The sequence below is a fragment of the Chromobacterium sphagni genome (assembly GCF_001855555.1).
Lineage (GTDB): Bacteria > Pseudomonadota > Gammaproteobacteria > Burkholderiales > Chromobacteriaceae > Chromobacterium > Chromobacterium sphagni.
On record NZ_MKCT01000001.1, the window covers coordinates 862,268 to 886,494 of the forward strand.

General features: G+C 65.1%; 27 protein-coding genes. 12 read left to right on the plus strand and 15 right to left on the minus strand.

Annotation, left to right across the window (positions count from 1 at the left end; all coding sequences use genetic code 11):
- Positions 1–17: 17 nt before the first annotated feature.
- Both BI344_RS04185 and aac(6') read left to right on the plus strand, forming a co-directional pair.
- Entirely contained in the window at positions 18–1,328 is a 1,311-nt protein-coding gene (locus BI344_RS04185; protein ID WP_083370059.1) for a hemolysin family protein, read from the plus strand.
- Positions 1,329–1,772: an aminoglycoside 6'-N-acetyltransferase gene (gene aac(6'), locus BI344_RS04190; RefSeq protein ID WP_071111667.1), complete on the plus strand. Its 444-nt coding sequence runs from the start codon at positions 1,329–1,331 to the stop codon at positions 1,770–1,772.
- 17 nt (positions 1,773–1,789) lie between these two features.
- Here aac(6') and BI344_RS04195 read toward each other — a convergent pair whose 3' ends face one another.
- From BI344_RS04195 to BI344_RS23690, 4 genes are read right to left on the minus strand one after another with little or no spacing between them, the layout of a single operon-like run.
- Complete coding sequence (locus BI344_RS04195) at positions 1,790–2,425, minus strand: S66 peptidase family protein (RefSeq protein WP_158021029.1); 636 nt, start codon at positions 2,423–2,425, stop codon at positions 1,790–1,792.
- Positions 2,426–2,455: 30 nt separating this feature from the next.
- Positions 2,456–2,782 carry an LD-carboxypeptidase gene (locus BI344_RS22685; protein WP_083370061.1) on the minus strand — a complete coding sequence of 109 codons (327 nt, stop codon included), beginning with the start codon at positions 2,780–2,782 and terminating at the stop codon, positions 2,456–2,458.
- 54 nt (positions 2,783–2,836) lie between these two features.
- On the minus strand, positions 2,837–3,286 hold the full coding sequence (locus BI344_RS04200) for a GNAT family N-acetyltransferase (protein ID WP_071111668.1): 450 nt from the start codon (positions 3,284–3,286) through the stop codon (positions 2,837–2,839).
- A 50-nt stretch (positions 3,287–3,336) separates the two neighbouring features.
- On the minus strand, positions 3,337–3,876 hold the full coding sequence (locus BI344_RS23690) for a hypothetical protein (RefSeq protein WP_139166878.1): 540 nt from the start codon (positions 3,874–3,876) through the stop codon (positions 3,337–3,339).
- A 428-nt stretch (positions 3,877–4,304) separates the two neighbouring features.
- On the opposite strand from BI344_RS23690, the gene waaC reads away from it, so the two are divergent.
- Positions 4,305–5,264: a lipopolysaccharide heptosyltransferase I gene (gene waaC / locus BI344_RS04205; RefSeq protein WP_193430962.1), complete on the plus strand. Its 960-nt coding sequence runs from the start codon at positions 4,305–4,307 to the stop codon at positions 5,262–5,264.
- A complete protein-coding gene (waaA, locus tag BI344_RS04210; protein WP_071111669.1) occupies positions 5,261–6,529 on the plus strand; it encodes a lipid IV(A) 3-deoxy-D-manno-octulosonic acid transferase in 1,269 nt (422 codons plus the stop codon). The genes waaC and waaA overlap by 4 nt, the downstream gene beginning before the upstream one ends.
- 133 nt (positions 6,530–6,662) lie before the next feature.
- Here the strand turns inward: waaA and BI344_RS04215 are convergent, their stop codons facing one another.
- Together BI344_RS04215 and BI344_RS04220 are read right to left on the minus strand one after the other, a co-directional pair.
- Complete coding sequence (locus BI344_RS04215) at positions 6,663–7,439, minus strand: transporter substrate-binding domain-containing protein (protein WP_071111670.1); 777 nt, start codon at positions 7,437–7,439, stop codon at positions 6,663–6,665.
- Complete coding sequence (locus BI344_RS04220; RefSeq protein WP_239690797.1) at positions 7,436–8,167, minus strand: chorismate--pyruvate lyase family protein; 732 nt, start codon at positions 8,165–8,167, stop codon at positions 7,436–7,438. The genes BI344_RS04215 and BI344_RS04220 overlap by 4 nt, the downstream gene beginning before the upstream one ends.
- A gap of 170 nt (positions 8,168–8,337) precedes the next feature.
- Between BI344_RS04220 and BI344_RS04225 the strand changes: the two genes are divergently transcribed.
- From BI344_RS04225 to BI344_RS04235, 3 genes are all read left to right on the plus strand, one after another.
- A complete protein-coding gene (locus BI344_RS04225; RefSeq protein ID WP_071111671.1) occupies positions 8,338–8,940 on the plus strand; it encodes a CBS domain-containing protein in 603 nt (200 codons plus the stop codon).
- 87 nt (positions 8,941–9,027) lie between these two features.
- A complete protein-coding gene (locus tag BI344_RS04230; protein WP_071111672.1) occupies positions 9,028–9,507 on the plus strand; it encodes a DUF1203 domain-containing protein in 480 nt (159 codons plus the stop codon).
- A gap of 1 nt (position 9,508) precedes the next feature.
- Positions 9,509–10,396, plus strand: coding sequence for a methylated-DNA--[protein]-cysteine S-methyltransferase (locus tag BI344_RS04235; protein WP_071111673.1), 888 nt, complete (start codon positions 9,509–9,511; stop codon positions 10,394–10,396).
- 114 nt (positions 10,397–10,510) lie between these two features.
- On the opposite strand, the gene BI344_RS04240 is transcribed toward BI344_RS04235, so the two are convergent.
- Entirely contained in the window at positions 10,511–11,812 is a 1,302-nt protein-coding gene (locus tag BI344_RS04240) for an ATP-binding protein (RefSeq protein ID WP_071111674.1), read from the minus strand.
- A 3-nt stretch (positions 11,813–11,815) separates the two neighbouring features.
- Positions 11,816–12,541 carry an osmolarity response regulator transcription factor OmpR gene (gene ompR / locus BI344_RS04245; protein WP_071111675.1) on the minus strand — a complete coding sequence of 242 codons (726 nt, stop codon included), beginning with the start codon at positions 12,539–12,541 and terminating at the stop codon, positions 11,816–11,818.
- 357 nt (positions 12,542–12,898) lie between these two features.
- On the opposite strand from ompR, the gene BI344_RS04250 reads away from it, so the two are divergent.
- Together BI344_RS04250 and BI344_RS04255 are read left to right on the plus strand one after the other, a co-directional pair.
- Complete coding sequence (locus BI344_RS04250; protein ID WP_071111676.1) at positions 12,899–13,240, plus strand: hypothetical protein; 342 nt, start codon at positions 12,899–12,901, stop codon at positions 13,238–13,240.
- A 30-nt stretch (positions 13,241–13,270) separates the two neighbouring features.
- Positions 13,271–13,711 carry a hypothetical protein gene (locus BI344_RS04255; RefSeq protein WP_139166879.1) on the plus strand — a complete coding sequence of 147 codons (441 nt, stop codon included), beginning with the start codon at positions 13,271–13,273 and terminating at the stop codon, positions 13,709–13,711.
- A 9-nt stretch (positions 13,712–13,720) separates the two neighbouring features.
- Here the strand turns inward: BI344_RS04255 and BI344_RS04260 are convergent, their stop codons facing one another.
- Positions 13,721–14,695, minus strand: a complete 975-nt coding sequence (locus tag BI344_RS04260; protein WP_071111678.1) for a quinone oxidoreductase family protein — start codon at positions 14,693–14,695, stop codon at positions 13,721–13,723.
- 79 nt (positions 14,696–14,774) lie between these two features.
- A complete protein-coding gene (locus BI344_RS04265; RefSeq protein WP_071111679.1) occupies positions 14,775–15,356 on the minus strand; it encodes a YqiA/YcfP family alpha/beta fold hydrolase in 582 nt (193 codons plus the stop codon).
- A gap of 185 nt (positions 15,357–15,541) precedes the next feature.
- On the opposite strand from BI344_RS04265, the gene BI344_RS04270 reads away from it, so the two are divergent.
- The 3 genes from BI344_RS04270 to BI344_RS04280 all read left to right on the plus strand — a co-directional run bounded on the left by BI344_RS04270 (position 15,542) and on the right by BI344_RS04280 (position 17,048).
- Entirely contained in the window at positions 15,542–15,949 is a 408-nt protein-coding gene (locus tag BI344_RS04270) for a hypothetical protein (RefSeq protein ID WP_071111680.1), read from the plus strand.
- Between the two features lie 125 nt (positions 15,950–16,074).
- The gene (locus BI344_RS04275) at positions 16,075–16,533 is read left to right on the plus strand and encodes a MarR family winged helix-turn-helix transcriptional regulator (RefSeq protein WP_071111681.1); all 459 of its coding nucleotides are present in this window, start codon (positions 16,075–16,077) and stop codon (positions 16,531–16,533) included.
- 86 nt (positions 16,534–16,619) lie between these two features.
- Positions 16,620–17,048: an organic hydroperoxide resistance protein gene (locus BI344_RS04280; protein WP_071111682.1), complete on the plus strand. Its 429-nt coding sequence runs from the start codon at positions 16,620–16,622 to the stop codon at positions 17,046–17,048.
- 22 nt (positions 17,049–17,070) lie between these two features.
- Here the strand turns inward: BI344_RS04280 and BI344_RS04285 are convergent, their stop codons facing one another.
- The 5 genes from BI344_RS04285 to BI344_RS04305 all read right to left on the minus strand — a co-directional run bounded on the left by BI344_RS04285 (position 17,071) and on the right by BI344_RS04305 (position 24,171).
- On the minus strand, positions 17,071–18,564 hold the full coding sequence (locus tag BI344_RS04285; protein ID WP_158020684.1) for a sensor domain-containing diguanylate cyclase: 1,494 nt from the start codon (positions 18,562–18,564) through the stop codon (positions 17,071–17,073).
- A gap of 117 nt (positions 18,565–18,681) precedes the next feature.
- Positions 18,682–19,431, minus strand: coding sequence for a LytR/AlgR family response regulator transcription factor (locus BI344_RS04290; protein ID WP_071111684.1), 750 nt, complete (start codon positions 19,429–19,431; stop codon positions 18,682–18,684).
- Positions 19,419–21,137 carry a tetratricopeptide repeat-containing response regulator gene (locus BI344_RS04295; RefSeq protein WP_071111685.1) on the minus strand — a complete coding sequence of 573 codons (1,719 nt, stop codon included), beginning with the start codon at positions 21,135–21,137 and terminating at the stop codon, positions 19,419–19,421. Before BI344_RS04295 ends, BI344_RS04290 begins: the two co-directional genes overlap by 13 nt.
- 65 nt (positions 21,138–21,202) lie before the next feature.
- The gene (locus tag BI344_RS04300) at positions 21,203–23,344 is read right to left on the minus strand and encodes a UvrD-helicase domain-containing protein (protein WP_071111686.1); all 2,142 of its coding nucleotides are present in this window, start codon (positions 23,342–23,344) and stop codon (positions 21,203–21,205) included.
- 68 nt (positions 23,345–23,412) lie between these two features.
- The gene (locus BI344_RS04305) at positions 23,413–24,171 is read right to left on the minus strand and encodes a substrate-binding periplasmic protein (RefSeq protein ID WP_071111687.1); all 759 of its coding nucleotides are present in this window, start codon (positions 24,169–24,171) and stop codon (positions 23,413–23,415) included.
- Between the last annotated feature and the right edge of the window lie 56 nt (positions 24,172–24,227).

Below are 24,227 nucleotides of genomic sequence, written 5' to 3' on the forward strand. Positions count from 1 at the left end.
CTTACCCTGATTGCATCGTGGAAATCCTGCTGCTGCTTGGCCTGGTGCTGTTGAACGCCGTATTCGCGATGGCCGAGATCGCCATCGTCTCCTCGCGCAAAGTCCGGCTGCAACAAAAAGCCGACGACGGCCACAAGGGCGCGCGCGCCGCGCTGAAGCTGGCGGCCGAACCCACCCGCTTCCTGTCCACCATCCAGATCGGCATCACCTCGATCAGCATCCTGTCCGGCGTCTACGGCGAAGCGGCCTTGTCCGAGCACCTGCGGCAGAAGCTGCAGGCCGTCGCGCTGCTGGCGCCGTACAGCAAGCCGCTGTCGGTGGCGCTGATGGTGATGTTCATCACCACGCTGTCGCTGATTCTGGGCGAGCTGGTGCCCAAGCGGCTGGCGCTGCTGAATCCGGAGCGGGTGGCGATGGCGCTGGCGCGGCCCATGCTGCTGCTGTCGCGCGCCAGCGGCCCGCTGGTGCAGATCTTCAGCCGCACCACCGATGGCCTGCTCAGGCTGCTGCGCGCCAAAAAAAGCAGCGAACCTTCCATCACCGAGGACGAAATCCGCGTGCTGATGGAACAGGGCGCCGATGAAGGCGTGTTCGACCGCGCCGAACAGGAACTAGTGGAAAACATCTTCCGGCTGGACAACCGCAAGGTGGCGTCGGTGATGACGCCGCGCAAGGACGTGGTGCTGCTGGACCTGGAAGACGGCCCGGAACGCAACCGCGAACTACTGCTGCTGCATAACTTCAGCCACTTTCCGGTGTGCCGCGGCGATAGCGACCAGGTGATAGGCATACTCAACGCCAAGCGGCTGTTGGACCGGCTGCTCACCGGCCAGCCGGCCGACTTCGCCGCCGACCTAGTCCAGCCGCTGTACGTGCCGGCCACCAGCTCGCTGATGCAGCTGCTGGAGCAGTTCAAGCAGGCGCGCAGCCACAGCGCGCTGGTGGTGGACGAGTACGGCGAGCTGGAGGGCCTGGTATCCATCAACGACGTGATGGAAGCCATTGTCGGCGATATGCCGGCCATCGGCGTCGAAGACGACGAGATCGTGCAGCGCGAAGACGGCAGCTGGCTGGTGGACGGCATGGTGTCGCTACAACGGTTCCGCGAATTCTTCGAGCTGGACAATCCGCTGCCTGGCGAAGCCGGCGGCAACATCCACACCCTGGCCGGCGTGATGCTATACCAGCTGGGCCGCATTCCCAGCGTCACCGACCGCTTCGAATGGAATGGCTTCAGCTTCGAAGTGGTGGATATGGACAAGACCCGGGTGGACAAGATACTGGTGCTGCGCCGCCACCTGCCGCAGCCGGAATTCGAGTCCATCTAGATGAACATCGCGCCTGCCAGCGAACACAGCGCGGCACACTGGCTGCAATTGCGCGGCCAGCTGTGGCCTCATTGCCCCTTGCCGCGCCACCAGGAAGACATCGCCGCCCAACTGGCGAAACCCTCCCGCCACATCGCCTTCCTCGCCCATGACGCCGCCGGCCAGCCCATAGGCCTGATCGAGGCCGCGCTGCGCCACGACTACGTCAACGGCACATCCCGTTCCCCGGTGGCTTTCCTGGAAGGCATTTACGTGGTCCCCGCAGAACGGCGCCGCGGCGTGGCCAGGCTATTGCTGGCCCGCGTCAAGGCCTGGGCCAGGCAGCACGGCTGCGATGAGCTGGCTTCCGACGCCCAATTGGACAATCATCCGGCGCAGGCGGCCCACCTGGCGCTGGGTTTCGCCGAAAGCGAGCGGGTGGTGTTCTACAAGATGGCCCTGTAAGCCCCGGCAAGGCCCCTTCAGCGCGTCCGCCGCTGTTCCAGCACCCCTGCACTCCCCTTCACCTCCAGCGTCGCCCAGGCGCCGTTGAGCAGGCTCCACTGCGGCGGCACATGGCCGATGTCGGCATCCACCGCCACCGGATACGGCAGTCCGGCCAGCGCCGTTTCCAGCGCCGCCCGGTAATCCAGCGCGTTGGCGTCGCCGGCGTCAGGCCCGCCGCTGCGGCCCAACACCAGCCCGGCCAGGCCATCCAGCGCGCCTCCCAACCGCAAGCCGGTCAGCGCGCGCAGCAGCTCGCACGGCCCCATTTCGCAGTTTTCCAGATACAGGATGGCCGGCTCCGCCTTGAAAGCGCTCAAATCGAAATAGCGGCTGCCCTGCAGCCGGCTCAGCGTATCCAGGCAGCCGCCGATCAGCCGTCCCTCGATGCGGGCCTCTGCGGCGCCCAGCACGCGCAGCTGGCCCGGATGGCGCTGCATGGGGCTGCCCCAGCTCCAGAACTCGCCGCAGGCCGTCTGTAGCGGCGGCAAACCGCACTCCAGGGTCTCCAGCAGCGCCGCGCAGCCGAAATCGCCCTCCTCACTCGCCAGGTTGTACAGATTGGCGCCGTGCAGCGTCGCCCAGCCGGACAGCAGGGTCAGCGGCGCCGCCACCGTGGAAATGTCGGAAAAGCCGGCCAGCCATTAGGCGGGCAATTTGGCCAGCGCGGCGAAGTCCATGCCGGCCAGCAGCTCGATCGCCCGCTCGCCGCCCCACGGCGGCAGGATGGCGCGGATGCCGGGATCGAACAGGAAGTGGTTGAATTCCGCCAGCCGCGCTTTTGCCGGCGCGCTGGCGTCATGCTTCTCTTCGCGCAGGCAATCGCCCTCCACCACCTTCCAGCCGCGCGCGCGCAGCCTGTCCAGTGAGGCGTCCAGACCTGCGTGCAGATGGACGGGCACGCCCGAGGAGATGGCGGTGACGACTACGGCGTCGCCGGCTTGCAAGGGAGCGGGAAACTGGATCTTCATAACTGTGGATTACCTGGCGATCGGCGCCGTATCTGTGGATAAGTCGAAAGGCGTTCACGCCGTACGCGGCAGATCGATCGCGAAAGTGATGCCGGTGTTTTTCTGCTGATAGCCGATATGGCGATAGAAGGCGTGCGCGTCCAGGCGCTGCTGTCCGGAACGCAGCCGGATCCGCGGATAGCCCCTTTCCTGCGCCCATTGCTCGCAGGCGGCCAGCAGCAGCCTGCCTATGCCCAATCCTTGGAAGGCCGGGTCCACTACGATGCCGCCGATTTCCACACAGGATTCGGCCTCAAGCAGATGGACGCCGTGGCCATGCGCCCAGCCGACCACCCGACTTTCGCGCTCCGCCACCCAGATCTCGTTGTCGGGAAAGGCGCGGATGGCGGCGTAGCGCCGCGCGACATCCTCTTCGCTGCTGGGATAGTCCAGATCGCCGCATAGCCGCGCCACCTCGGCGATGTCGCTCTCCAGCATGGATCTGACCAAGGCTTGCATCGTCATCGATCATCAGGTGGGCAAAATTCCATTTTGCATCAGATGAAGTCGAACAATCAAATGTCATTCAATGCCGGGCCGAAACATCTTGCCTGTCTTGCCCGGCGAGCAGTCCATCGCTTGAATACGCGGCGCTTTACCACTGCTGCCCACGTCGTTGCCATGTTGAAACCAGCAGCCCGTTTGTCAGCGGCAAGTTGTCCGCTGTAATGACGGCACGGGTTTTTCCAGTGTGGAGAACCATTCATATCATTGAAAATAAATGATAATTTTCGTTTTCCCCCTGCTTTGGATGCTTGGTTTCCGCTTGCCGGACTGTCTGGTTCCAGCAAGGCTTTCCTAAGGGAGAAGTGGATAACTTTGCATCGATAGGTTGAGGCTATGACCTTTGCCCTGCTTGGATGAACTGGTCCACAAGCCAATTCGCTTTTTTGCAAACTTCTGTTCTGCAGCGCTTCTGTTTGTCTTTTCCAGCTGTTTTTGCACGCTGCGCCGCTAAATATTTCCTGCCCGCTTCTTTTCTTAATATTCCCATTTTTATATTGAAGAAACTGGTAGAAGAGGGTCCTTGTCTGTGGGTAAGTACCTATAACCATTGTATTTCAATGGTTTGCTATAACTGGAAAGCTGTTGTCAGCCATGTTTGTTGCTGACTGGCCAGTTGTGGATAAGTTTGAGTTTTTTCGTGGAAGCCTGGTTTTCCACATGTTGGCGGCCGCTATCGCTGCTTGCGCTGTGCACGGATTTTTTGCGCTCGGCCGATGTGGCCTCACCGTTGTTTCTTTAACGCAGCTATAAAATGATGATAATGCTGAAGGAGGGCTTTTTATGTGGATAATCGTCAAAAGACCATATTTTTCATGTGTTTGTCCTGTTGATAGCCATGGGATTATTGCAGCGCGCAAAGGTCTGGCAGATTGTGGATAAATCTGACTTCACTTATTCACAGTGGCTTATCCACATTTGCTGCGGAGGGATTTTACTTGGTTAACCACAGCCCCCCTCGGGTACAATGCGCGCCATGATGAATGTGCTGATCGTGCGCACCTCGTCGATGGGCGACCTTATCCACACCTGGCCCGCCATCACCGAGCTGAAGACGCATTACCCCAATATCCGCTTGAGTTGGCTGGCCGAGGAAAGCTTCGCCGACATTGCCCGGCTGCATCCGCAAGTCGCCGAGGTGCTGACCCTGCGCTGGCGTAGCTGGCGCAAGCGTCTGCTGCGGCCTGCCGCTTGGCGCGAACTGAAAGCGCTGAAGCAACAGCTGCGCGACACCCACTTCGATCTGGTGCTGGACAGCCAAGGGCTGTTGAAAAGCGCCATTCCGGCGCGCTGGGCCGCTGCGCCGCTGGCCGGACTGGATTGGCACAGCGCGCGCGAATCGTTGGCCAGCCTGTTCTACGACAAGAAGCACACGGTGTCGCGCCAGTTGTCGGCGATAGAGCGCAACCGCCGCCTGTTCGGCCTGAGCTTCGGCTATCAGCCGCAGGGCGAGCCGCAATTCGGCGTCAAGGCCGGCGCGAAACCGGCGTGGATGCTCAGCGGCCGTTACGCGGTGCTGCTGCACGCGACCAGCCGCGTTTCCAAGGAGTGGCCGGAGGAGAGTTGGGTGGAGCTGGGAATCCGGCTGGCCAGCCAGCATGACCTGGTGACGGTGCTACCCTGGGGCAGCCTGCGCGAGAAAGCGCGCGCCGAGCGGCTGGCGGCCCGGCTGCCGGCCGCTGTGGTGGCGCCGAAGATGGATCTGCTGGAGGCTGCCGGCCTGCTGGGCCACGCCAGCGCGGTCATCGGCGTGGATACCGGGCTGGCCCATCTGGCCAACGCCTTGAACGTACCGCTGGTGGCCATCTACACCGATACCGATCCGCAACAGACCGGGGTGGTGGAAACGCCTTGGGCGACCAATCTGGGCAATGTCGGGCAATGTCCGACGGTGGAAGCGGTATTGCAGGCGCTGTTTGCCCGCAGGGACTGGACATGAGCTGGCAGCGCCGCCTGTACGGCGGGCTGTGGCGGCCGCTGACGCCGCTGATTCGCCGCTATCTGAAAAAGCGCGCGCAAAAGGCTCCGGCCTATCTGGAGCATTGGGACGAGCGTTTCGGCCGCGCGCTGCAGCCACGCGCCACCGGCGCCATCTGGATACACGCGGTGTCGGTGGGCGAAACCCGCGCCGCCCAGCCGTTGGTGGAGGCGCTGCGCCGGCAATGGCCGGATGCGCCGCTGCTGCTGACCCAGATGACGCCGACCGGCCGCGCCACCGCCGAGGCGCTGTACCCGGGCGCGGAGGTGCGCTACCTGCCCTACGATTATCCACAGGCTGCCGCCGCTTTTCTCGCCGCTTACCGGCCGCGCTGCGGCATCCTGATGGAAACCGAGCTGTGGCCCAATCTGATCCATGCCGCCGCCGCTCAGCGGGTGCCGCTGATTCTGGCCAACGCCAGGCTGTCCGACAAATCTCTGAAAGGCTACCGCCGGATACTTGGCCTGATCCGGCCGGCAATGCGGGAGTTGACCGCCATTGCTGCGCAAACGGCTGACGATGCCGACCGTTTCCGCCAGTTGGGCGCGGAAAACATTACGATTTGCGGCAGCAGCAAATATGATATAGAGATTCCGTCAGCGCAAATGCAACTGGCGGAATCTTTCCGCCGCCGCATCGGCGGCCGGCAAACGCTGTTGTGCGCCAGCACCCGCGATGGCGAGGAAGCGCTGATTCTGGATGCTTGGCTCGCGGCTGGCGCCTCCGTCGGCGACACGCTGCTGGCGCTGGTGCCGCGCCATCCGGAACGGCTGGCCGCGGTGGCGGAACTGGCGGCGCAGCGCGGCCTGAAGCTGCAGCGCCGCAGCGACGAAGCCGCGCTGGCGGCGGATACCCGGGTATGGCTGGGCGACAGCATGGGCGAGATGTTCGGCTACCTGGGCGCCTGCGACGTCGCCTTCATCGGCGGCAGCCTGCAGCCTTTCGGTTGCCACAATCTGATCGAGCCGGCGATCGTCGGCGTGCCGGCGCTGTTCGGCCCTTCGGTGTTCAATTTCCAGCAGGCCGCCGCCGACGCGCAGGCGGCCGGCGCGGCGACCCAGGTGGCGGATGCCGCCGGGATGGTGTCGGCGGCGCTGGCGCTGCTGGCGGATCCGGCGCGGCGCGAGGCGATGCGCCGGGGTGCGGCGGCATTCCGCCAGGCCCACCGCGGCGCTAGCCAGCGGATGCTGGAACTGATACGCGCCACGCTGGCGGCGCGGGAATAAGTCGCGGCTTGAAGTTGGCAAAGCCGTTCACGCTGCGGGCGCGGACGGCTTTTTTATTGTTTCGGCTAGGGGAGCCGGCATGCCAAGGCGCAACCCATTGCTGCATCCTGCCCCGTCCGGGCCGGCATCCGGTTCACTGACCCAGCCACTGCGCCGACAAGCGCGCGAAGCCGCCGTCCTGCAGTCTCTGGCTCAGCCATTGGTCGACCCAGGCCTTCCAGCGCCAGTCGTTGGGCAGCAGATAGGCTTTCTGCGAAAAATCGAAGGGGCGCTCCGGATGGATCGCGCACAGCGCCGGATGCAGTTTTTGCTGATAGCGGGTTTCCACCGCGTCGGTGACCATCAGATCTGCCTTTCCATCGATTATCTGTTGGAAAATCCGGGTATTGTCGGGGAAAACCGTCAATTCAGCTTGCGGCAGATTGGTGCGGGCGAAGCGCTCGTTGGTGCCGCCGGGATTGACCGCCAGCTTCACGCCAGGCTGGTTGATTTGCGCCAGCGTCTGGAAGCGCCGCTGGTTTTCGCAGCGGGCGATCGGCGTTTTGCCGTCGTTCAGATAGGGGATGGAATACAAAGCCCGCTTCTGCCGCTCCAGGCTGACCGATATTCCGCTCATCGCGATGTCGAATTTGTCGGCCGCCTGGTCGCGCATCAGCGCCGGCCAGCTGGTGGGAACCAAGCGCAGCCTGACGCCCAGCGCGCGGGCCAGGTCTTCCGCCAAATCTATGTCCAGGCCCTGGTAGCGGCCGCTGGCCGGGTCCTTTCCGCTGAACGGCAGGTAGTCGCCGGTGGTGCCCACCCGCAACTCGCCGCGTTGCAGGATGTTGTCCAACTGGTCGGCGCCGGCGGTCTGGCCGGCCAGCGCGCAACTTGCGACCAGGCTGGCCAGGAGGAATCTGCGCCTGGTCATGGCGCAGTCTGCGGCTGGTTGAGCGGGAAGGCGAACAGGTCGTGGCGGTAGGTTTCCACCACCAGGCTGAACGGCACATTGCCGTCCCGGTACAGCACGGCGCGGTGCTGGATCAGCTGTTCCGGAATCTCCAGGCCTTGGGTTTTGGCGGCGGCCGGCGCCGGGCGCATTTCCCAGCCCTGCGGCAGCGGCGACCACAGCAGCTTGGCCTGTTCGGTGCGGCGGGTGAAATTGAGCGCTCGCACCGCGGTGCCGAATGGGGTGTCGGTGGTGTCCAGCAGACGGTTCATCTCCGGAGTGAGGCGCGACGGCACGTACCAGTTGTCGGCTTCCGACAGCACATGGTCGCCGCAGGCCAGCTGCACCCGGCGGTAACCTATCGCCTCGCTGGCGCCGACCTGCAGCTGCTTGCGGATTTCGGCGTCGGCCGGCTTGCGGGTGTTGTTGTCGCGCAGCGCGCGGATGCGCGGCTCCGCCGCCAGCCGGTGCTCGCCGCACCACTGCTGCAGCGTGCGGGTGGCGCTGCTGTTGCTCAACAGGGTGGCGTTGACGGTTTGCAGCAGCGCCAGCGCCTTGACGCGGGTGGCCTCGCTGTCCTGCCAGCCAGGATAGGGCCAGCCGTCGGCGCGAGCGGCGGTGGACAGCAATAGGGCGGCGGGCAGCAACAGCCCCAGCGCCTTGAGGGGGAATCGAGCGGCATTGAGCCGGCGGTTGGCATGATGGTTCATAGATTTGCGGAAGAATTAGAACAAAGACATTAAATAGACGTTGTATAAACGTAAAGTTCCCTGTCGGGACGCTGAAGTCGGGAGGCTTTTCCGCTAACGTGAAAGCTGGGCCGCCCGCAACGGGCTGGGCAGCCCGTCTCACCTTCTGTCTTGGCCCGCGAGGAGCCGCCATGGCTAACGATTTTCAATCCTTGCCCACCCTGACTCTGCCACGCACCACCGATCTGGTGCAACTGGAGCAGCGTCCGCATCCTCCGATTACCGTGCACAGCCCGGCGCTGAGCGCGATGACCGACCTGCGCCTGGTCAATCCGGTGGGCATTTCCGCCGACGCCGGGCTGCGCGAGGCTCACCAGCGCATGATCAGCCACGGCATCCGCCTGTTGTTCGTCCACGATGACGAAGGCAGCCTGCTGGGGCTGGTGACGGCGGTGGATCTGCTGGGCGAGCGGCCGATCCAGTGCATGAAAGAGCACGGCAAGCACCACGCCGACGTGCTGGTCGGCGACGTGATGACGCCGCGCGCCAGGCTGGATGCGTTGCAACTGACCGATGTGGCGCTAGCCAATGTCGGCCAGCTGGTGGCGACGATGAAGCAACTGGGCCGCCAGCACGCGCTGGTGGTGGAACTGAATCCGGCCAGCGGCCATCATGAAGTGTGCGGGCTGTTCTCCACCAGCCACATGGCGCGCCTGCTGGGCATGCCGCTGTCCTTCATCCGGGTACCGCAGGCCTTGTCGGAAATCCAGTATTCGCTGCTGTACACCGGCTGATCCGGTCGGCAAATCGGCAAGAATCGGGTCGTGTCCCGCCGGCCCTCTCCCTAGACTTGAGGCATCGAAAACCTCAAGGAGAACGCGATGACCTGGCGAGTGCAAACGCTGAACGACGGCTTTTTGCGGCGGACGCGGGAGGACGGCCTGGACGATCTGGGCCAGTCGGTGGTCCGTTTGACGGCGCAGGGAGGCGAGCCCTGCCGCGACGCCTTGCGCCGGGCCCGGCCCGGCGAGCCGCTGATCCTGGCCAGCTACAGTCCGTTCCGGCAGGCCGGGCCGTACCGCGAGTACGGGCCTGTCTTCCTCTTGGCGGCGGCGCAGCCGCAGTTCTCGCCGTCTTTGCCGGCCTTGTTGCGGCGCGCGGGGGACGACGCCTATCTGGGCGAGCGCATTGCGCTGCGCGCCTACGACCGCCGCGAATTCATGCTGGAGGCGATGCTGGTCGAGCTTGGCCTGGCGGCCGATCTGCTGGCGCGCTGGGCGGCGCGGCCCGAAGTCGCCAGCGCGTTGTTGCGTTTTCCCGCCCATGGCTGCCATGCTCTGCGGCTAGACAGGAACGGCTGACATGGACCTCCAATTGCAAACCCATCCAGAAGACGCGCGCGACTACGCCCGCATCGGCGACGCCATCCGCTATCTGGTGGCGCACGCCACCGAGCAGCCGCAGCTGGCTGATTTGGCCGCCGCCGTGCACCTGTCGCAATCGCGGCTGCAGCGGCTGTTCACCTGCTGGGCCGGGGTCAGCCCCAAGCGTTTTATCCAGCAGCTGACCTGCGAAGCGGCTAAAGCGCGCTTGGCCGCCGGCGTGCCGGTATTGCCGCTGGCGTACGAGTTGGGCCTGTCGGGCGGCAGCCGATTGCATGATCTGTTCGTCACGCTGGAGGCGATGACGCCGGGCGAATACCAGAGGGGAGGCGCCGGCCTGGAGATAGGCTGGAGCGTGGAGGCCAGCCGCTTCGGTCCGCTGCTGCTGGCGCAGACGGCGCGCGGCATCTGCGCCTTGCAGTTCGTCGTGGATGAGGCGGGCGCCGAAACCTGGCTGCACGAGCAATGGCCGCAGGCGCGCTTGCGTCGTCAGAATGGCCAGGGGCGGGCGCTGGCCGAGCGGCTGTTCGCGCCGCTGTCGCTGCGCGACGGCCCGCCGCTGGCCTTGAGGGTGCAGGGCAGCAATTTCCAGATCCAGGTGTGGCGGGCGTTGCTCGGTGTGCCTTATGGCGGCCTACTCAGTTACGGCCAATTGGCGGCCAGCATTGGGCGGCCGCAGGCGGCACGGGCGGTGGGCAGCGCCGTCGGCGCCAATCCGGTGGCCTGGCTGATTCCCTGCCACCGGGTGATCCGCGCCGAGGGCGCCTTGGGGCAATACCGCTGGGGCGAGGCGCGCAAGGCGGAACTGGTCGGTTGGGAAAGCGCGCAGTTGGCGGCGCAGCCGCAAGACGCGGCATGGATGGCCTGAGGCGCGAATCCGTCCGGTTCGGCGCAGGGTTCGCGCGGCGGGATCTGGCCAAAACCGCCGGGCTAGAAGTTTGCGGTTGCGTCGACAGGGCCGGACGGATGCCCGGCCCCGGTCTCAGGCCAGCGGCAGGTGGATCGCCACCTTGAAGCCGCCGTCCTCGTCGGCCAGCTCCAGTCGGCCGCCATGCTGCTTGACGATGCGGGAGACGATGGCGAGGCCGAGGCCGCTGCCGCCATCGGTGCCGCGGTGCTCGGCCAGCCGTTCGAATGGCGCCAGCGCGGTTTCGCGCAAGGCGGCCGGTATGCCCTGGCCGTGGTCTATCACGCTGAGCAGCACTTCGCCCTCTCCTTGCTCCACTCTCACCACCACCGGGGGCTGGCCGTAGCGGCGGGCGTTTTCCAGCAGATTGCTGAGCAGGCGCTCCAGCGCCAGCGCGTCGGCCTGCAGTTCCGGCTCGTTGCGGATGTCCAGTTTCAGGTCCATGTCTTCGCGGCGGAAGCGCGCCACCACGCTGGCGGCCAGGTCGGCCAGCGCCACCGGCTCCAGGCGGCTGGTTTCCTCGGCGCGGGCGAAGTCGATGAACTGGCGAACGATGCGCGACAGCTCGTCGATGTCGGACAGCATGTCGTGCTGATCGTGGCTGGCGTCCTGCATTTCCAGCGTCAGCTTCAGCCGGGTCAGCGGGGTGCGCAGATCGTGCGACAATCCGGCCAGCATCAGCCGCCGTTCGCGCGCGGCGTTGTCCAGCGCCTGCGCCATGCTGTTGAAGTTGTGCGCCAGCAGCTGCACTTCGCGCGGGCCGGTTTCCGGGATGGCCTGCGGCATCGAACCGCCGGCCAGTTCGCGGCTGGCCATCACCACCCGGCTGATCGGCCGGGTGATGCGCCAAGCGAACAGGGACGCCAGCACCGTGGCGAACAATGCGGCTAGCAGCGACGCCTGCAGCATCGGATTGATCCAGCGCTCGCGGTAGCGGCCAAACGGAATCACCAGCCAGTACGGCTGATCCAGCACGTGCACGTGCACCCACAGCTCGCTGTGGTCTTCGCGCCGCGCATAATGGGCCTGGATCGGCTCGTTCAGGTCATGCGACAGCCGCTGCGCCAGCATGGCGCCTATCTTGGGCAGATCGTCGGCGAAGCTCTGGCCGTGGTCGGCGTTGAACGGCAGCAGGCTGGGCAGGCCGGGACGGTTGTAGTTGTCCAGAAAGGCCTGCTTCTCCTCGTTGCTCATGCCGGTCATCGAGTCTTCCAGATAGGACAGCGTGTCCAACACCTGGATGTACAGCTGGCGCTCCAGCAGCTTGTGTCTTTCGAGGTTGGCCAGCGAGATGGTGAACAATTGGGTGGCGATCACCACCGTCACCACCAGCAGCGCCAAGCGAAAGAACAGCGAGCCAAACAGCTTGCGTAACAAGGCTTACTCCCTGGGCGAGCCGTCCGGAACGAACACGTAGCCGTAGCCCCACACCGTCTGGATGTAGCGCAACTGGCTGTCGCCGTTTTCCAGCGCCTTGCGCAGGCGCGAGATGTGCACGTCTATGCTGCGGTCCAGCGATTCGCCGTTGCCCTTGCCCAGCGCCAGCTCCATCAACTGTTCGCGGGTGAGCGGGCGGCGCGGGTGGTTGACCAGCACCGACAGCACGGCGAACTCGGCGCTGGTCAGCGCGATCGCCTGGCCGCTGCGGCGCAGCTCGCGCTGACCCAGATTAAGCGAGAATTCGCCGAACTCCACCACGTCGTCGGCATTGTGCTGGGCGGCCAGCGCCGGCGTGGTATGGTGGCGCCGCAGCACCGACTGGATGCGCGCGGTCAGCTCGCGCGGATTGAACGGTTTGGGCAGGTAGTCGTCGGCGCCCATTTCCAGGCCGAGGATGCGGTCGATGTCCTCGCCGCGGGCGGTCAGCATGATCACCGGCAGCGATTCGCCCTGGGCGCGCAGGCGGCGCACCACCGCCAGTCCGTCCTCGCCGGGCATCATCACATCCAGCACGATCAGGTCGGGCCGGTTGCGCGCCAGCTTGCGGTCCAGATCCTTGGGGTCGGGCAGGGTTTCCACGCTGTAACCCTGTTGGGTCAGGTAACGGGTCAGCAGCTCGCGCAGCTTGGCATCGTCGTCCACGACCAGGATTTTATTGTGTTCCATGTGGTTGTCCTCAGTGTTCAGGCTGCCAGCTTAGCGTTGCGCGCGCGCGCTCTGGCAGGCCTTGTTTTTACAGATGTTAAGCCCGCTCGTCGCGATACAGTCGTTAACAATTGTGGGGCCGACGCAGACGTCTGCGCAAATGCTTGGCCCTAAGCTTGGACAACAGCGGGACGAAAGTCCGGTTCCGCAATGCAACGGCCAATATTTTCAAATGCTTGGAAAAGCCGCGCCATCATGGGCGCAATGGCGGATCCAGGCCGGTAGACGCTTGCCCCCAGGCCAGTGGACAACCCGATTCCGCCATGCCGTCCCGAGTGGTCATGGCCGTGGTTGTCATAGACAGGATAAAATGCCGATATGAAGCGATACCTGATCATTCTGCTGTGGGGCAGCCTGTTTGCGCAACAGGCCACGCTGGCGCAGACTTTCCACCAGCATGGCCCGGCCCGCAGCGCCGAGGCCAGGTCAGCGCCGACATCGTGTCAAACCGATCCGCAATGCCCGGAAAACCGCCGCTTGCGCAATCTGCGCCTGCGCGAAGCCGCCAAGAACGGCGACATGGGATTTGATCCGGTCAAGCACCAGTCCAACCGCTTGTTGCCGCCGACGCCGGACGGGCACGCGCAAACCACGCCGGTCAGGCCGAATTTTTGGCAAGATAAGCGCAGGCAGGAACAACAACAGAACCAGTCCGAATAATTCGTCGTCCGCTCGGGAAAGGACGCTGTGATGAAGCAACAGGGGATGTCCAGCTGGGAGGGGTGCGTCCGCGCCGGTTTCGGACTGTTGCTGTGCTGCCTGGGCAGCCAAGCGGCGGCGGCGGATGTCGATTGCAGCCGGGCCATCGCGCCGCAGCGCTGCCAGGCCTACCAGCAGGGCTTGCGCAGCTGCCTGGACCTGGCCGAACCGCAGCGGCGCGTCTGCCTCGCCTACTACACTCCGCCATTGAGTTGCCAGCGCCAGCGCGACGCCAAGCGTTGCGAAGCCTTGCTGGCGGCGCAGGCGTCCTGCGAGGGCATGACCGGCGCCGGTCGGCGCCAGTGCATAGACGAACGCCTGCCGTCAGGCGACTGCTCGCGCTTGCCGCAGAGCTGCGCGGAGGGCGCCTGCGACTCGTCGCGGCGCCGCGGCGCCGGCTGGTGCCTGTCGGCGCCGCCGTTGGCGGATTGAGCCTGCGGCTCAGGGCAGCAGGATCACCGATCCGGTGGTGCGGCGCGCTTCCAGATCGCGGTGCGCTTGCGCGGCCTCGGCCAGCGGATAGCGGTGCGACGGCGTCACCCGGATTCGGCCGTCAGCCAGCCGCGCGAACAGCGCCTGGGTCGAAGCCTCCAGTTCTTCGCGGCTGGCGGTGTAGTCGCCAAGCTTGGGGCGGGTGAGGAACAGCGAGCCGTGCTTGGTCAGCTCCAGCGGCGAAAGGGCCGGCACCGGGCCGGAGGCATTGCCGAAGCTGACCATCATGCCGCGCGGCGCCAGGCAGGACAACGAAATCTGGAAAGTGTCCTTGCCCACCGAGTCGTACACCACCGGCACGCCCTTGCCGCCGGTGATGTCGCGCACCCGGGCCACCACGTCTTCCTCGCCGTAGTTGATCACATGGGCGGCGCCCAGCGCGCGGGCGATTTCCGCCTTGGCCGCCGAACCGACGGTGGCGATCACCTTGGCTCCCATCGCTGTCAGCCATTGCAGCGCGATCTGGCCCACGCCGCCGGCGGCGGCATGCCACAGCACGGTCTGCCCAGGCTGCACCGGGTAGGTGCGCTGCACCAGATACTCGACGGTCATGCCCTGCAGCATCGCGCAGGCGGCGGTTTCGTCGCCGATCTCGTCCGGCAGTTTGACCAGGTGCTGCGCGGAGATCAGCCTTTGGCTGGAATAGGCACCCAGAGGGCCGCCGGCATAGGCGACGCGGTCGCCGCTCCTGAGCCAGTCCACCCCCTCGCCCACCGCCTCCACCACGCCGGCGGCTTCGCTGCCCAGGCCACTGGGCAGCGGCAGCGGATAGAGGCCGCTGCGCTGGTAGATATCGATGAAGTTGACGCCGATGGCGGTATGTCGCAGCCGGACTTCGCCCGCGGCGGGCTGTCCTACCTGGGCCGGGGCCAGGCGCAGCACATCCGGGCTGCCGCTTTCTGAAAACACGATGCTGTGGCTCATGGCGCACTCCTTGGAAATGGGAAGCGTCAGTCTGCTCCGACGCCATGCCAGCGGCAAGCCGGCGCCGCTGAACGGGCCGTCAAACGGAGATGGACAGTTGCCGGCGCGCCCAGGCGACGACTTCCGGCAATACCTTAGGCCAGTTGTTCAGGCGGTGGTCGTCGCCATTGAATACAGTCTGCCGGCTGTGACGGTAATGGGCCGCGGCTTCGCGCCAGTCCAGCACTTCGTCGCGGCTGCCCAGCAGCAGCCAGTAGCGCCGCCGGCTCGGCGTTTCCACCCGCTGCGACTGCAGCGCCGCCAGATCGTCGTCTCCCAGGATGTAGGCCTCGCCGGTATAGGGATTGGTTTGCTCGCCGGCGAAGCGCGCCAGGTCGCGGTCGGGGCGGATGGCCGGATTGATCAGCACCGCCGGGCGCCGCTGCCGTTCGGCCAGGCAACTGGCGTAGAAGCCGCCTAGCGAGCTGCCGATCAGCAGCGTGTCTTCCGGCAGCGCGGCCAGCAGTTCGCCAGCCTGGCGCACGGCTTCGGCCGGATGCGGCGACAGCCGCGGGCAATGCAGTTCGATGTCCGGCGCATGCTGCCGGAGCCAGGCGGCGGTTTCGCCGGCCTTCAGCGACTGTGGGCTGGAGTTGAAGCCATGAAGATAGACGATATGCATGAAGTTTGTCGCCAGTGGAATAGCACTTGATGTTACGACGCGGCGCAGCGCTTGTCAGTTGCCGCGGATAGTTGGACGAGTTGTAAATTTAGGGTAAAAGCTCTTTGCCATCCATTGCCGGCCATTGTCATCCAGGCGCGGCGGATGCTCAAATAAGCGACAAATAAAAATCGAGGAGAAACGACATGACCACCCTTCCCGCCGGCGCGCCGGCCGCTACCCCGCATTCGCTGGAAAGCCTGATCGTGGCTTGCGGCTATCTGCAGCACAGCGCCCTGCTGTTCGCGCCGGATCTGAACGGCGATGTGGCGCTGATCCGTTCCGGCTTCTGTCCCCGGCATCAGGTGCAATGGGACGCCCAGGGCGAAATGCGGGTTTGCGCGGAGGTGCACGACGAAGTGGATGCCCTGTTGCAAGGCAGCCATACCCTGCGTTTTGCGCTGCATGAGATGCTGATGCAGTTTGGTCCGGAGGTTTGCAACGAATCGCTGGCCCGCATTATTCTGCAAGGCGTGCGCAGCCTGGGTGATTGGCATCAGGTGTGCCAGTCGCTGGCCGATCTGGGCCGCGGCCCTGTGCGGGTGGCGGCCTGAGCCGAACCGGCGCAAGCGGAGCCCGCCCGAGGACGTGGTTCCGTTTTTTGCGCATAGGGCGGGAGTCCGGCTTGCGGTAAAAATTATTGCTTGCAAATAAATAGCGCACTATTTAATATTTGGACATGGATCCAAACCCAATCTGCCCGTCCGACCCCAAGCTGCTGCAACTGGATCAGCAACTGTGCTTCGCGCTGTACTCCGCCTCGCTGGCGATGAACAAGGCCTACCGCGACAGCCTGAAACCGCTGGGCATCACTTATTCGCAATACTTGGTGCTGCTGGTGCTGTGGGAGCAGGACCAGCGCTCGGTATCCGACATCGGCGACAAGCTTTATCTGGACTCGGCGACGTTGACGCCGCTGCTCAAGCGGATGGAGGCGGCCGGCTGGCTGTCGCGCGAGCGGCTGGCCAGCGACGAGCGGGTAGTGGTGGTGCGGTTGAGCGCGGCCGGACGAGAGCTGCGCGGCCAGGCGGAATCGATTCCGCTGCAGATGCTGTGCCGCAGCGGACTGCCCTTAGAGGACATACAGCAGTTGAGAGCAGCCTTGTGCGGCTTGCGCGATCAGCTGCTGCAGCCATGAAGCCCGTTTGGGTTTTGGTATTTATATAGCTCGCTATTTAATAGCTAGTTATTTTTATCTCAAACCATGAGCGAAGGAGAATCTGGATGAATACCCTGCAAAAAGTGCTGTACACGGCCGAAGCCACCGCCTTTGGCGGCCGCGATGGCCGCGCCGAGTCCAGCGACAAGGCGCTGCAGCTGCAGTTGAGCACGCCGCGCGAATTGGGCGGCGTCGGCGGCGACGGCACCAATCCGGAACAACTGTTCGCCGCCGGCTATTCCGCCTGCTTCATCGGCGCGCTGAAAGTGGCGGCGATGCAGGCCAAACTCCGCCTGCCGGCCGAAGTAGCGGTCAGCGGCAAGGTTACCATCGGGCCGATAGCGCACGGTTTTGGCATCGCGGTGCGGTTGGAAGTTTCGCTGCCGGGGATGGAGCGCGCCGCGGCGGAGGAGCTGGTGCAGGCGGCCCACCGCATCTGCCCCTACTCCAACGCCACGCGCGGCAATATCGCGGTGGAGCTGAGCCTGAAGTGAGGATGGCGGCCGGAGGCCGCCGTCAGGCGACGGTTTCCGACTGGCGGTTGGGCGATTGCTTGTTGCCGTACATCTTGCGGTCGGCCACCGCCAGCAATTCGTCTATCAGCAGGCCGTCCTCCGGGTAATAGGCGATGCCTATGCTGACCCCCACCATGATGCGGTGCTGGTCCACCGGGTACGGCATCTGGATTGCCTGCTTCAGCCGCGCCACCACCTTGTCGGCCTCGCGGTTGGACTCGATGTCTTCCATCAGGATGACGAATTCGTCGCCGCCCAGCCTGGCGACGGTGTCCTCGTTGCGGATCACGTCCTGGATGCGGGCGGCGATCAGCTGTAGTACCCGGTCGCCGGCAATGTGGCCGTAGGTGTCGTTGACCGGCTTGAAACGGTCCAGGTCGAGGAACAGCAGCGCAAGGCGCTTGCCGCTGCGATCGACCCGGCTGATAGCGTGCTGCAGCCGGTCGTAGAACAGGTTGCGGTTGGCCAGGCCGGTAAGCCGATCGTGGTTGGCCAGGTGGAACAGCTGGCTCTCGCGCAGGCGGCGGCTGTTGTTGCTGCGCACGAAGCTGTAGCTGGCCAGCGCCAGGCCGGAGCCCAGCAGCAGCGACAGCAGCAGCCATACCACCCATTCGAACAAGCCGATCTGCGCCCAACCCTGTTGCCAACTGAGGGTGAAGCGCAGCGGCTGGCCGGCGCCGCCCAGCAGCTGGCTGGTTTCCAGCCGCGGGAACAGCAGGCGCTCCAGCGCGTCGGGATGGCTGTTGCCCAGCAACAGCGCCTGGCCGCCGGGCGGTCGCAGGGGATCGTCGCGGTGGCGCACGCTGACCGCCATGCCCGGCGGCAGGATGAGGTCGGGCGGCAGCAGCGAGTCGGCGCGGATGAACAGCATGGCGAAATGCCGGGGTTGCAGCTCAAGCGGGCCGCTGGCCTGATGCTTGTCTATGCTGCGCAGCAGCACGTAGCCGGCTTCGCCATCGGGCAGACGCAGCTGGCGCGATAGCGTGGTGCGGCCGCTATTGAGGGTTTCCTGCAGCGCTTCGCGCAATTGCGGCTGCTGCGAGGCGTCCATTCCCACCAGTTGCAGATTGCCCTGCGACTGCGGCTCGGCGAACATCAATGGGAAATATTCGTCCTGGGCCGGCAGCGGCCGGGCGGCCGATGGCCGCGCATAGGCGCGCAGTCGGTAGCCAGCGCCGTATTCGCGCTGCAACTGGCGGTTGTAGCCGTCGATTCTGGATTGCGGCACCCGTTCGATGTGGGCCAGGGTGGTGATCTGCGGATAGCGGCGCAGCAGCTGCAATACGAAGGGATGTTTCTGCCGGATTTCGTTTCGGTGGTCCAGGGCGCTGAAGGTGGCGTAGCTGTCGAGCACGGTTTCATTGGTGAGCAGACGCTGTTTCAACTGCTCGGTCAATTGCTGCGACTGGTTGTTGAATTGCTGTTCCGCGCCCAGCAGCGAGCGGCTGGCAATCGACAGGGCCGCCAGCGCGCTCAATATCAGCCACAGGGCCATGCACCCAGCATAAACCAGTCTTGCTTGCATGTTAAAACCATCGACATATATTCGGCAATGGGTGATTCTATAAGAACGGGACCCCGTTTTTTAGCAATAAATCGGCGAAATCCCCATTTAAGTAATAGTACGTAAGGATGGCGAGGCGCCCAGCGCGTCCTTGATGGCGTGGATCTGGCGGCGGCTGACCGGCAGCGGCGCCGCCACGTCGCGCAGCCGTATCACCCATTGTTCTTCGCTGCCGTCGCCGCCGCTGCGGCGCAGCTCCTGCACCGCGTGGCGCATCACCAGGCAGTTGCGGTGTATCCGCAGCACGGCGCCGCCCAGCCGCTGCTCCAGCGTCACCAGCGCTTCGTCCAGCAGGTATTCGCCGTTTTGCGCGACCAGGGTGACATATTTGAGTTCGGCCTTCAGGTAGCGCACGTCGGTGAAGGGAACCGTCAACAGCCGGCCGCGCTGGCGCACGGTGAAACTGGGCGCTTCCTCCTGGCCGCCGCAGCGCGCCAGCGCTCGTTGCAGCGCCTGTTCCAGCCGCTCGCGCCGCACCGGCTTGAGCAGGTAGTCGGCGGCGTTCAGTTCGAAGGCCTCCACCGCGAAATGGTCGTGGGCGGTGCTGAAAATCAGCTGCGGCGCCAAGGGCTGCAGCTTGAGCTGGCGCGCCACCGCCATGCCGTCCAGGCCGGGCATGCTGATGTCCAGCAGCACCACGTCCGCCGGATGCTGCGCCAGCCAGGCGAGCGCGGACTGGCCGTCCGCCAGGCTGTGGGTCCGGCTGACGCCGCAATCGGCCAGCAACTGGTTCAGTCGTTCGCGCGCCGGCGCCTCGTCGTCCACCACCACCACTCGCAACTGGCTCAGAGCGCCCATTGCGGCTTGTCCATCTTGTCCACCAGCAGACGCCAGGATTGCAGGATCTTCTGGAACTTGTTGTTGGTCGGCGCGATGTCGCGCACCTTGCCCAGCAGCTCGTAGGCGCGGCGCATATGGCTTTCGTGCCAGCCGTGCTGGCTGACGTGGGCCAGCACCGCGTTGACCAGGTTGAGCATGATCTGCACGTTGTGCGGCATGTCCTCCAGCGCCTTGGCGAAGCGTTCGATCGCGGTGTCGAGTTCGCCGGTCTGCGCCTCGCGCACCGCCTGGTTGTTCAGTTCCAGCACTGATTTCACATTTTGCGCGATCAGCTGGCGGCCGGTCTGACCCATGCCCAGCTCCTCGAACATGTCGCTGAAATGGGCCAGCAGCTGCTCGTCGTCGTGATGGTTGCGCACCAGGTACTGCATCGCCTCGTTGCCCTGGGCTTCCTTGCCCTGCTGGTAGCAGGCGCGCGCGTATTCCATCTGGGCTTCCTGTTCCAGCTTCGCCGCCAACTGCTTGAAGCGCCCCTCGGCCTCCTCCAGCAGCGCGCGCGCCTTGTCGGCGTTGCCGCTCTTGGCCTGCAGCTGGCTGTCCATCACATTGGCCAGCCATTCGGCCTCTTCGTTGTAGCGGTAGTCGTGGCGCAGGCTGGCCAGCGTGCGGCCGACGTTGCCGGTGTCGCCGCGCGCCAGCTGGATGCGCGCCAGCGCCGCGTAATGGGTGGGGCTGCGGTGCCAGGTGTGTTTGGCGATGTCCAGCGTCTGCTGGCAGGCGGCCTCGGCGGTGGCCAGGTCGTGGTTGAGCACCGCCACCTCGGCCAGCTGCTGTTGGCGGCGGAACACCGCCGGCGACATCTCGGCGGCGGTCTGCAGCGTGTGCTGGGCGCGGCTGAGGTCGTGGTTGTCGCGGTAGAGCCTGGCCAGCCAGTCGTAGGCTTCCATCACCTGGTTGTTGTCGGCCAGCACCGCCTCGAACAGCAGCCGCGCTTCGTCCAGGGATTTGAGGCCGGCCAGCGCCTTGGCCAGCCCCATCTTGGCCCAGGTGGACGGCTTGATGCGCAGCACCTGCATATAGGCGTCGCGCGCGCTGTCGAAATCGTGGATTTTCAGCGCCAGCGAGCCTTTCAGCCGCATGAAGTCTATCGAGAACTCGTTGTTTTCGTCGATCTTGCGGTCGCAGGCCTCGATGGCGGCCAGGTATTCGTGGCGCAGGATGCCCTCGTCCACCAGCCGGAACGCCTCGCGCTTGCGCATCGCCCGCTCTAGCCGCTCGCGCAGCACCTCGCCGGTGAACGGCTTGAGCAGGTAATCGTCCGGCGTCATCTCGGCGGCGGAGATCACCCGCTGCGAGCGGCGTTCGCCGGTGACGATCATGAACACGCACGACTGCTTGAGCAGATTGCGCTCCCTGACCTCTTCGAACAGGTACAGGCCGTCGTAGCCGTTGCCCAGATCATAGTCGCACAGCACCACGTCGAAGTCGTACTTGGCCATCTTGGCCAGCGCTTCGCTGGCTTTGGCGGCGTACTCCACGCTGTTGGCGCCGAAAGATGACAAGGTCATGGATAGCGCCCGCTGCATCTGCGGCAGGCTGTCTATGATCAGGAACAGCCGCTTGGCGTACGGATTGTCGTAATTGTTGCGCTGCGGAGCGGCCCGCACATGATGCGCCCGGCCGTCGGCTGCCGCCGTCGAGTTGGGGGTGGTGGATTCGCTCATGGGACTTTCGTCTGCTTGCAGCATGATCCTGTTTCGATCGGATTGGCGCTCCGGCGGCACGCGGCTCAGGCCGGCGTCAGTTTCGCATAACGCAAATCCAGCCATTTCACGCCGTGTTCGGCGAAGTTGATTTGCAAGCGCACGTCTTCCCCGCTGCCTTCGGCCTGGATCACCACGCCGATGCCGAACTTGGCGTGGCTGACCGACTGGCCGATGTTCAGGCCGTAGGCGTTGTCCGCCTGGCGGCGCGGCGCTTTGGCGGCGCTGCGCGCCAACTGCGGCTGGGCGGGTGCTTTCACTTTAGCAGACAGCGAGTGGATCAGTTCCGCGGGAATCTCGTCGATGAAGCGGGACGGGATGGGATAGCGGCTCTGGCCGTGCAGCATCCGGCTTTGCGCGCTGGACAGGTACAGCCGCTTGCGGGCGCGGGTGACGGCCACGTACATCAGCCGGCGCTCCTCCTGCAAGCCCTTGCTGTCCTGCATGCTGTTCTCGTGGGGGAACAGGCCCTCTTCCAGGCCGGTGACGAACACCGCGTCGAACTCCAGGCCCTTGGCGGCGTGCACCGTCATCAGCTGCAGCGCCTCGCTGCCGGCTTCAGCCTGATGCTCGCCGGCCTCCAGGCTGGCGGCGGTGAGGAACTCGGTCAGCGCCTGCGCCGGATCGTCGGGCAGGAAGCCGACGGCGGCGTTGACCAGCTCGTCCAGGTTGGCCAGCCGCTCCTCGCCGTCCTTCTTGTCCTGCTCGTACATCGCATAGAGGCCGCTGTCGTTGATCGCCAGGCTGATGGTCTCGGCCAGGCTGAAGCCCTGGCTGCGTTCGCGCAGCTTTTCGATCAGCAGCACGAATTCGCCTATCTTGGCGGCGGTGCGGCCGCTGCCGGCCCCGCAGGCGGCCTGCCACAGCGAGATGCCCTGTTCGCGGCCGGCGGCTTGCAGGCCTTCCACGCTGCGCGCGCCGATTCCGCGCGCCGGCACGTTGATCACCCTGAGCAGCGCGTTGTCGTCGTCAGGGTTGGCCATCAGCCTGAGATAGGCCAGCGCGTGTTTGATCTCCTGGCGCTCGAAGAAGCGCAGGCCGCCGTAGATGCGATAGGGAAGCTGGGCGTTGACCAGCACGTGTTCCATCAGCCGCGACTGGGCGTTGGAGCGGTACAGCACCGCGATGTCGGACAACGGCAGGCCATCGCGCTTGAGCGCCTTGACCTCGTCGATGATGAACTCGGCTTCCTCGCCGTCGCTCATCGCCTGGAAGAAGCGGATTTTTTCGCCTTCGCCGGCGTCGGTCCACAGGTTCTTGCCCAGACGGCCATCGTTCTTTTCTATCAGCGCGTTGGCGGCGTTGAGGATGGTGCCCATCGAGCGGTAGTTCTGCTCCAGCCGCACCGGCTCGGCGACGTGGAAATCGGCCAGCAGCGCGCGCATATTGCCGACTTCGGCGCCGCGGAAGGCGTAGATGCTCTGGTCGTCGTCGCCGACCGCGAACAGCGCGCCGTGTTCGCCGGCCAAGAGCTTCAGCCAGGCGTATTGCAGGCGGTTGGTGTCCTGGAACTCGTCCACCAGTATGTGGGAGAAGCGGCTGCAATAGTGGGCGCGCAGCGCCTCGTTGCGCGACAACAGCTCATAGCTTCTGAGCAGCAGCTCGGCGAAGTCCACCACGCCTTCGCGGCGGCACTGGGCGTCGTAGGCGGCGTACAGTTCCACCAGCTTGGCTTCGTAGGGGTTGAGCGCCGGCGGCAGCCGGTCGGCGCGCACGCCGGCTTCCTTGTTGCCGTTGATGAAGCTTTGCACCGCGCGCGGCGGGTACTTCTCGTCGGACAGCTCCAGGCTTTTCAGCAGGCGCTTGATCGCCGCCTGCTGGTCGGCGGAGTCGAGGATCTGGAAGGTTTGCGGCAGGCCGGCGTCACGGTAATGGATGCGCAGCAGCCGGTTGCACAGGCCGTGGAAGGTGCCTATCCACATGGCGCGGACGTTGACCGGCACCTGGGCGGCCAGCCGGGTCTGCATCTCGCGCGCGGCCTTGTTGGTGAAGGTCACCGCCAGCACGCCGGCCGGCGAACTTTGTCCGGTGGACAGCAGCCAGGCGATGCGGGTGGTCAGTACCCGGGTCTTGCCGCTGCCGGCGCCGGCCAGCACCAGCGCGCTCTTGGCCGGCCAGGTGACGGCACGCAGTTGTTCCGGGTTGAGACCGGCTAACAGATCGCTCATGACGGGAGGGGCTTCCGCTGCAAAAACGCCATTTTAGCATGCGTGCGTCCGCCATCCGTCCGGGCTTGCTACTCCTGCCACTGGTAGCGCGACATCAGCGTCTTGAGCTTGCCGCTCTTGTGCAGCCGGTCGATGGCGCGGTTGAGCTCGTCCAGCTTCAGCGGCGATTGCGGCGACAGCGCGCACATGGTGGGCTGCGACGACACCAGCAGCGGGTGCACCTTGAAGGCCGCGGCCTCCTGCGCATGGCCGCGGGTCCACCAGACATAGGTCAGCTCGGTGACGATGGCCACGTCGCTCAGGTGCTTTTCCAGCGATTTGAACAGCAGGTCGAAGCGCGCCTCGGTCTGGCGCTGGCTGCGGTTGCTGGCCCACAGGTATTCCAGCGTCGGGTAGTGGTAGCCGTGCAGAGTGCCGATGTTCTTGCCGGCCAGGTCGTCCAGCTGGCGGATCGGCGGCTGCCCCTTTAGCGACAGCACGCGCTCCACCAGCGGGTAGATTTCATGGGTCCAGCCCAGGCGGCTGGAGTTGGGGAACCAGTCGGGATTGGCGTTGCAGATGATGTCCACCTTGCCGCTTTCTATGCTGGGCTCCACCCGGCGGCGGGCCAGCAGCACGAATTGCGGCTTGAGGTTGATTTCTTCGGCCAGCAGCAGGCCCAGATCGCGCGCCAGGCCGCCGGTCAGGGTATTGCCGTCCTCTGACAGCACCGCTATCGGCGGCGCGTCGGTATCGGCCACGCCTATGCGCAGGCTGGTAGCCGCCCAGGCCGATGTCGATGCCAGCAACAGGCAGGGGAGGAGCCATTTTTTATGCAAACTGGCCATATAGGTGTTCTCTCTTTATTCTAATGCCGGGTGTCGGATCAGCAGGATGCCGATGT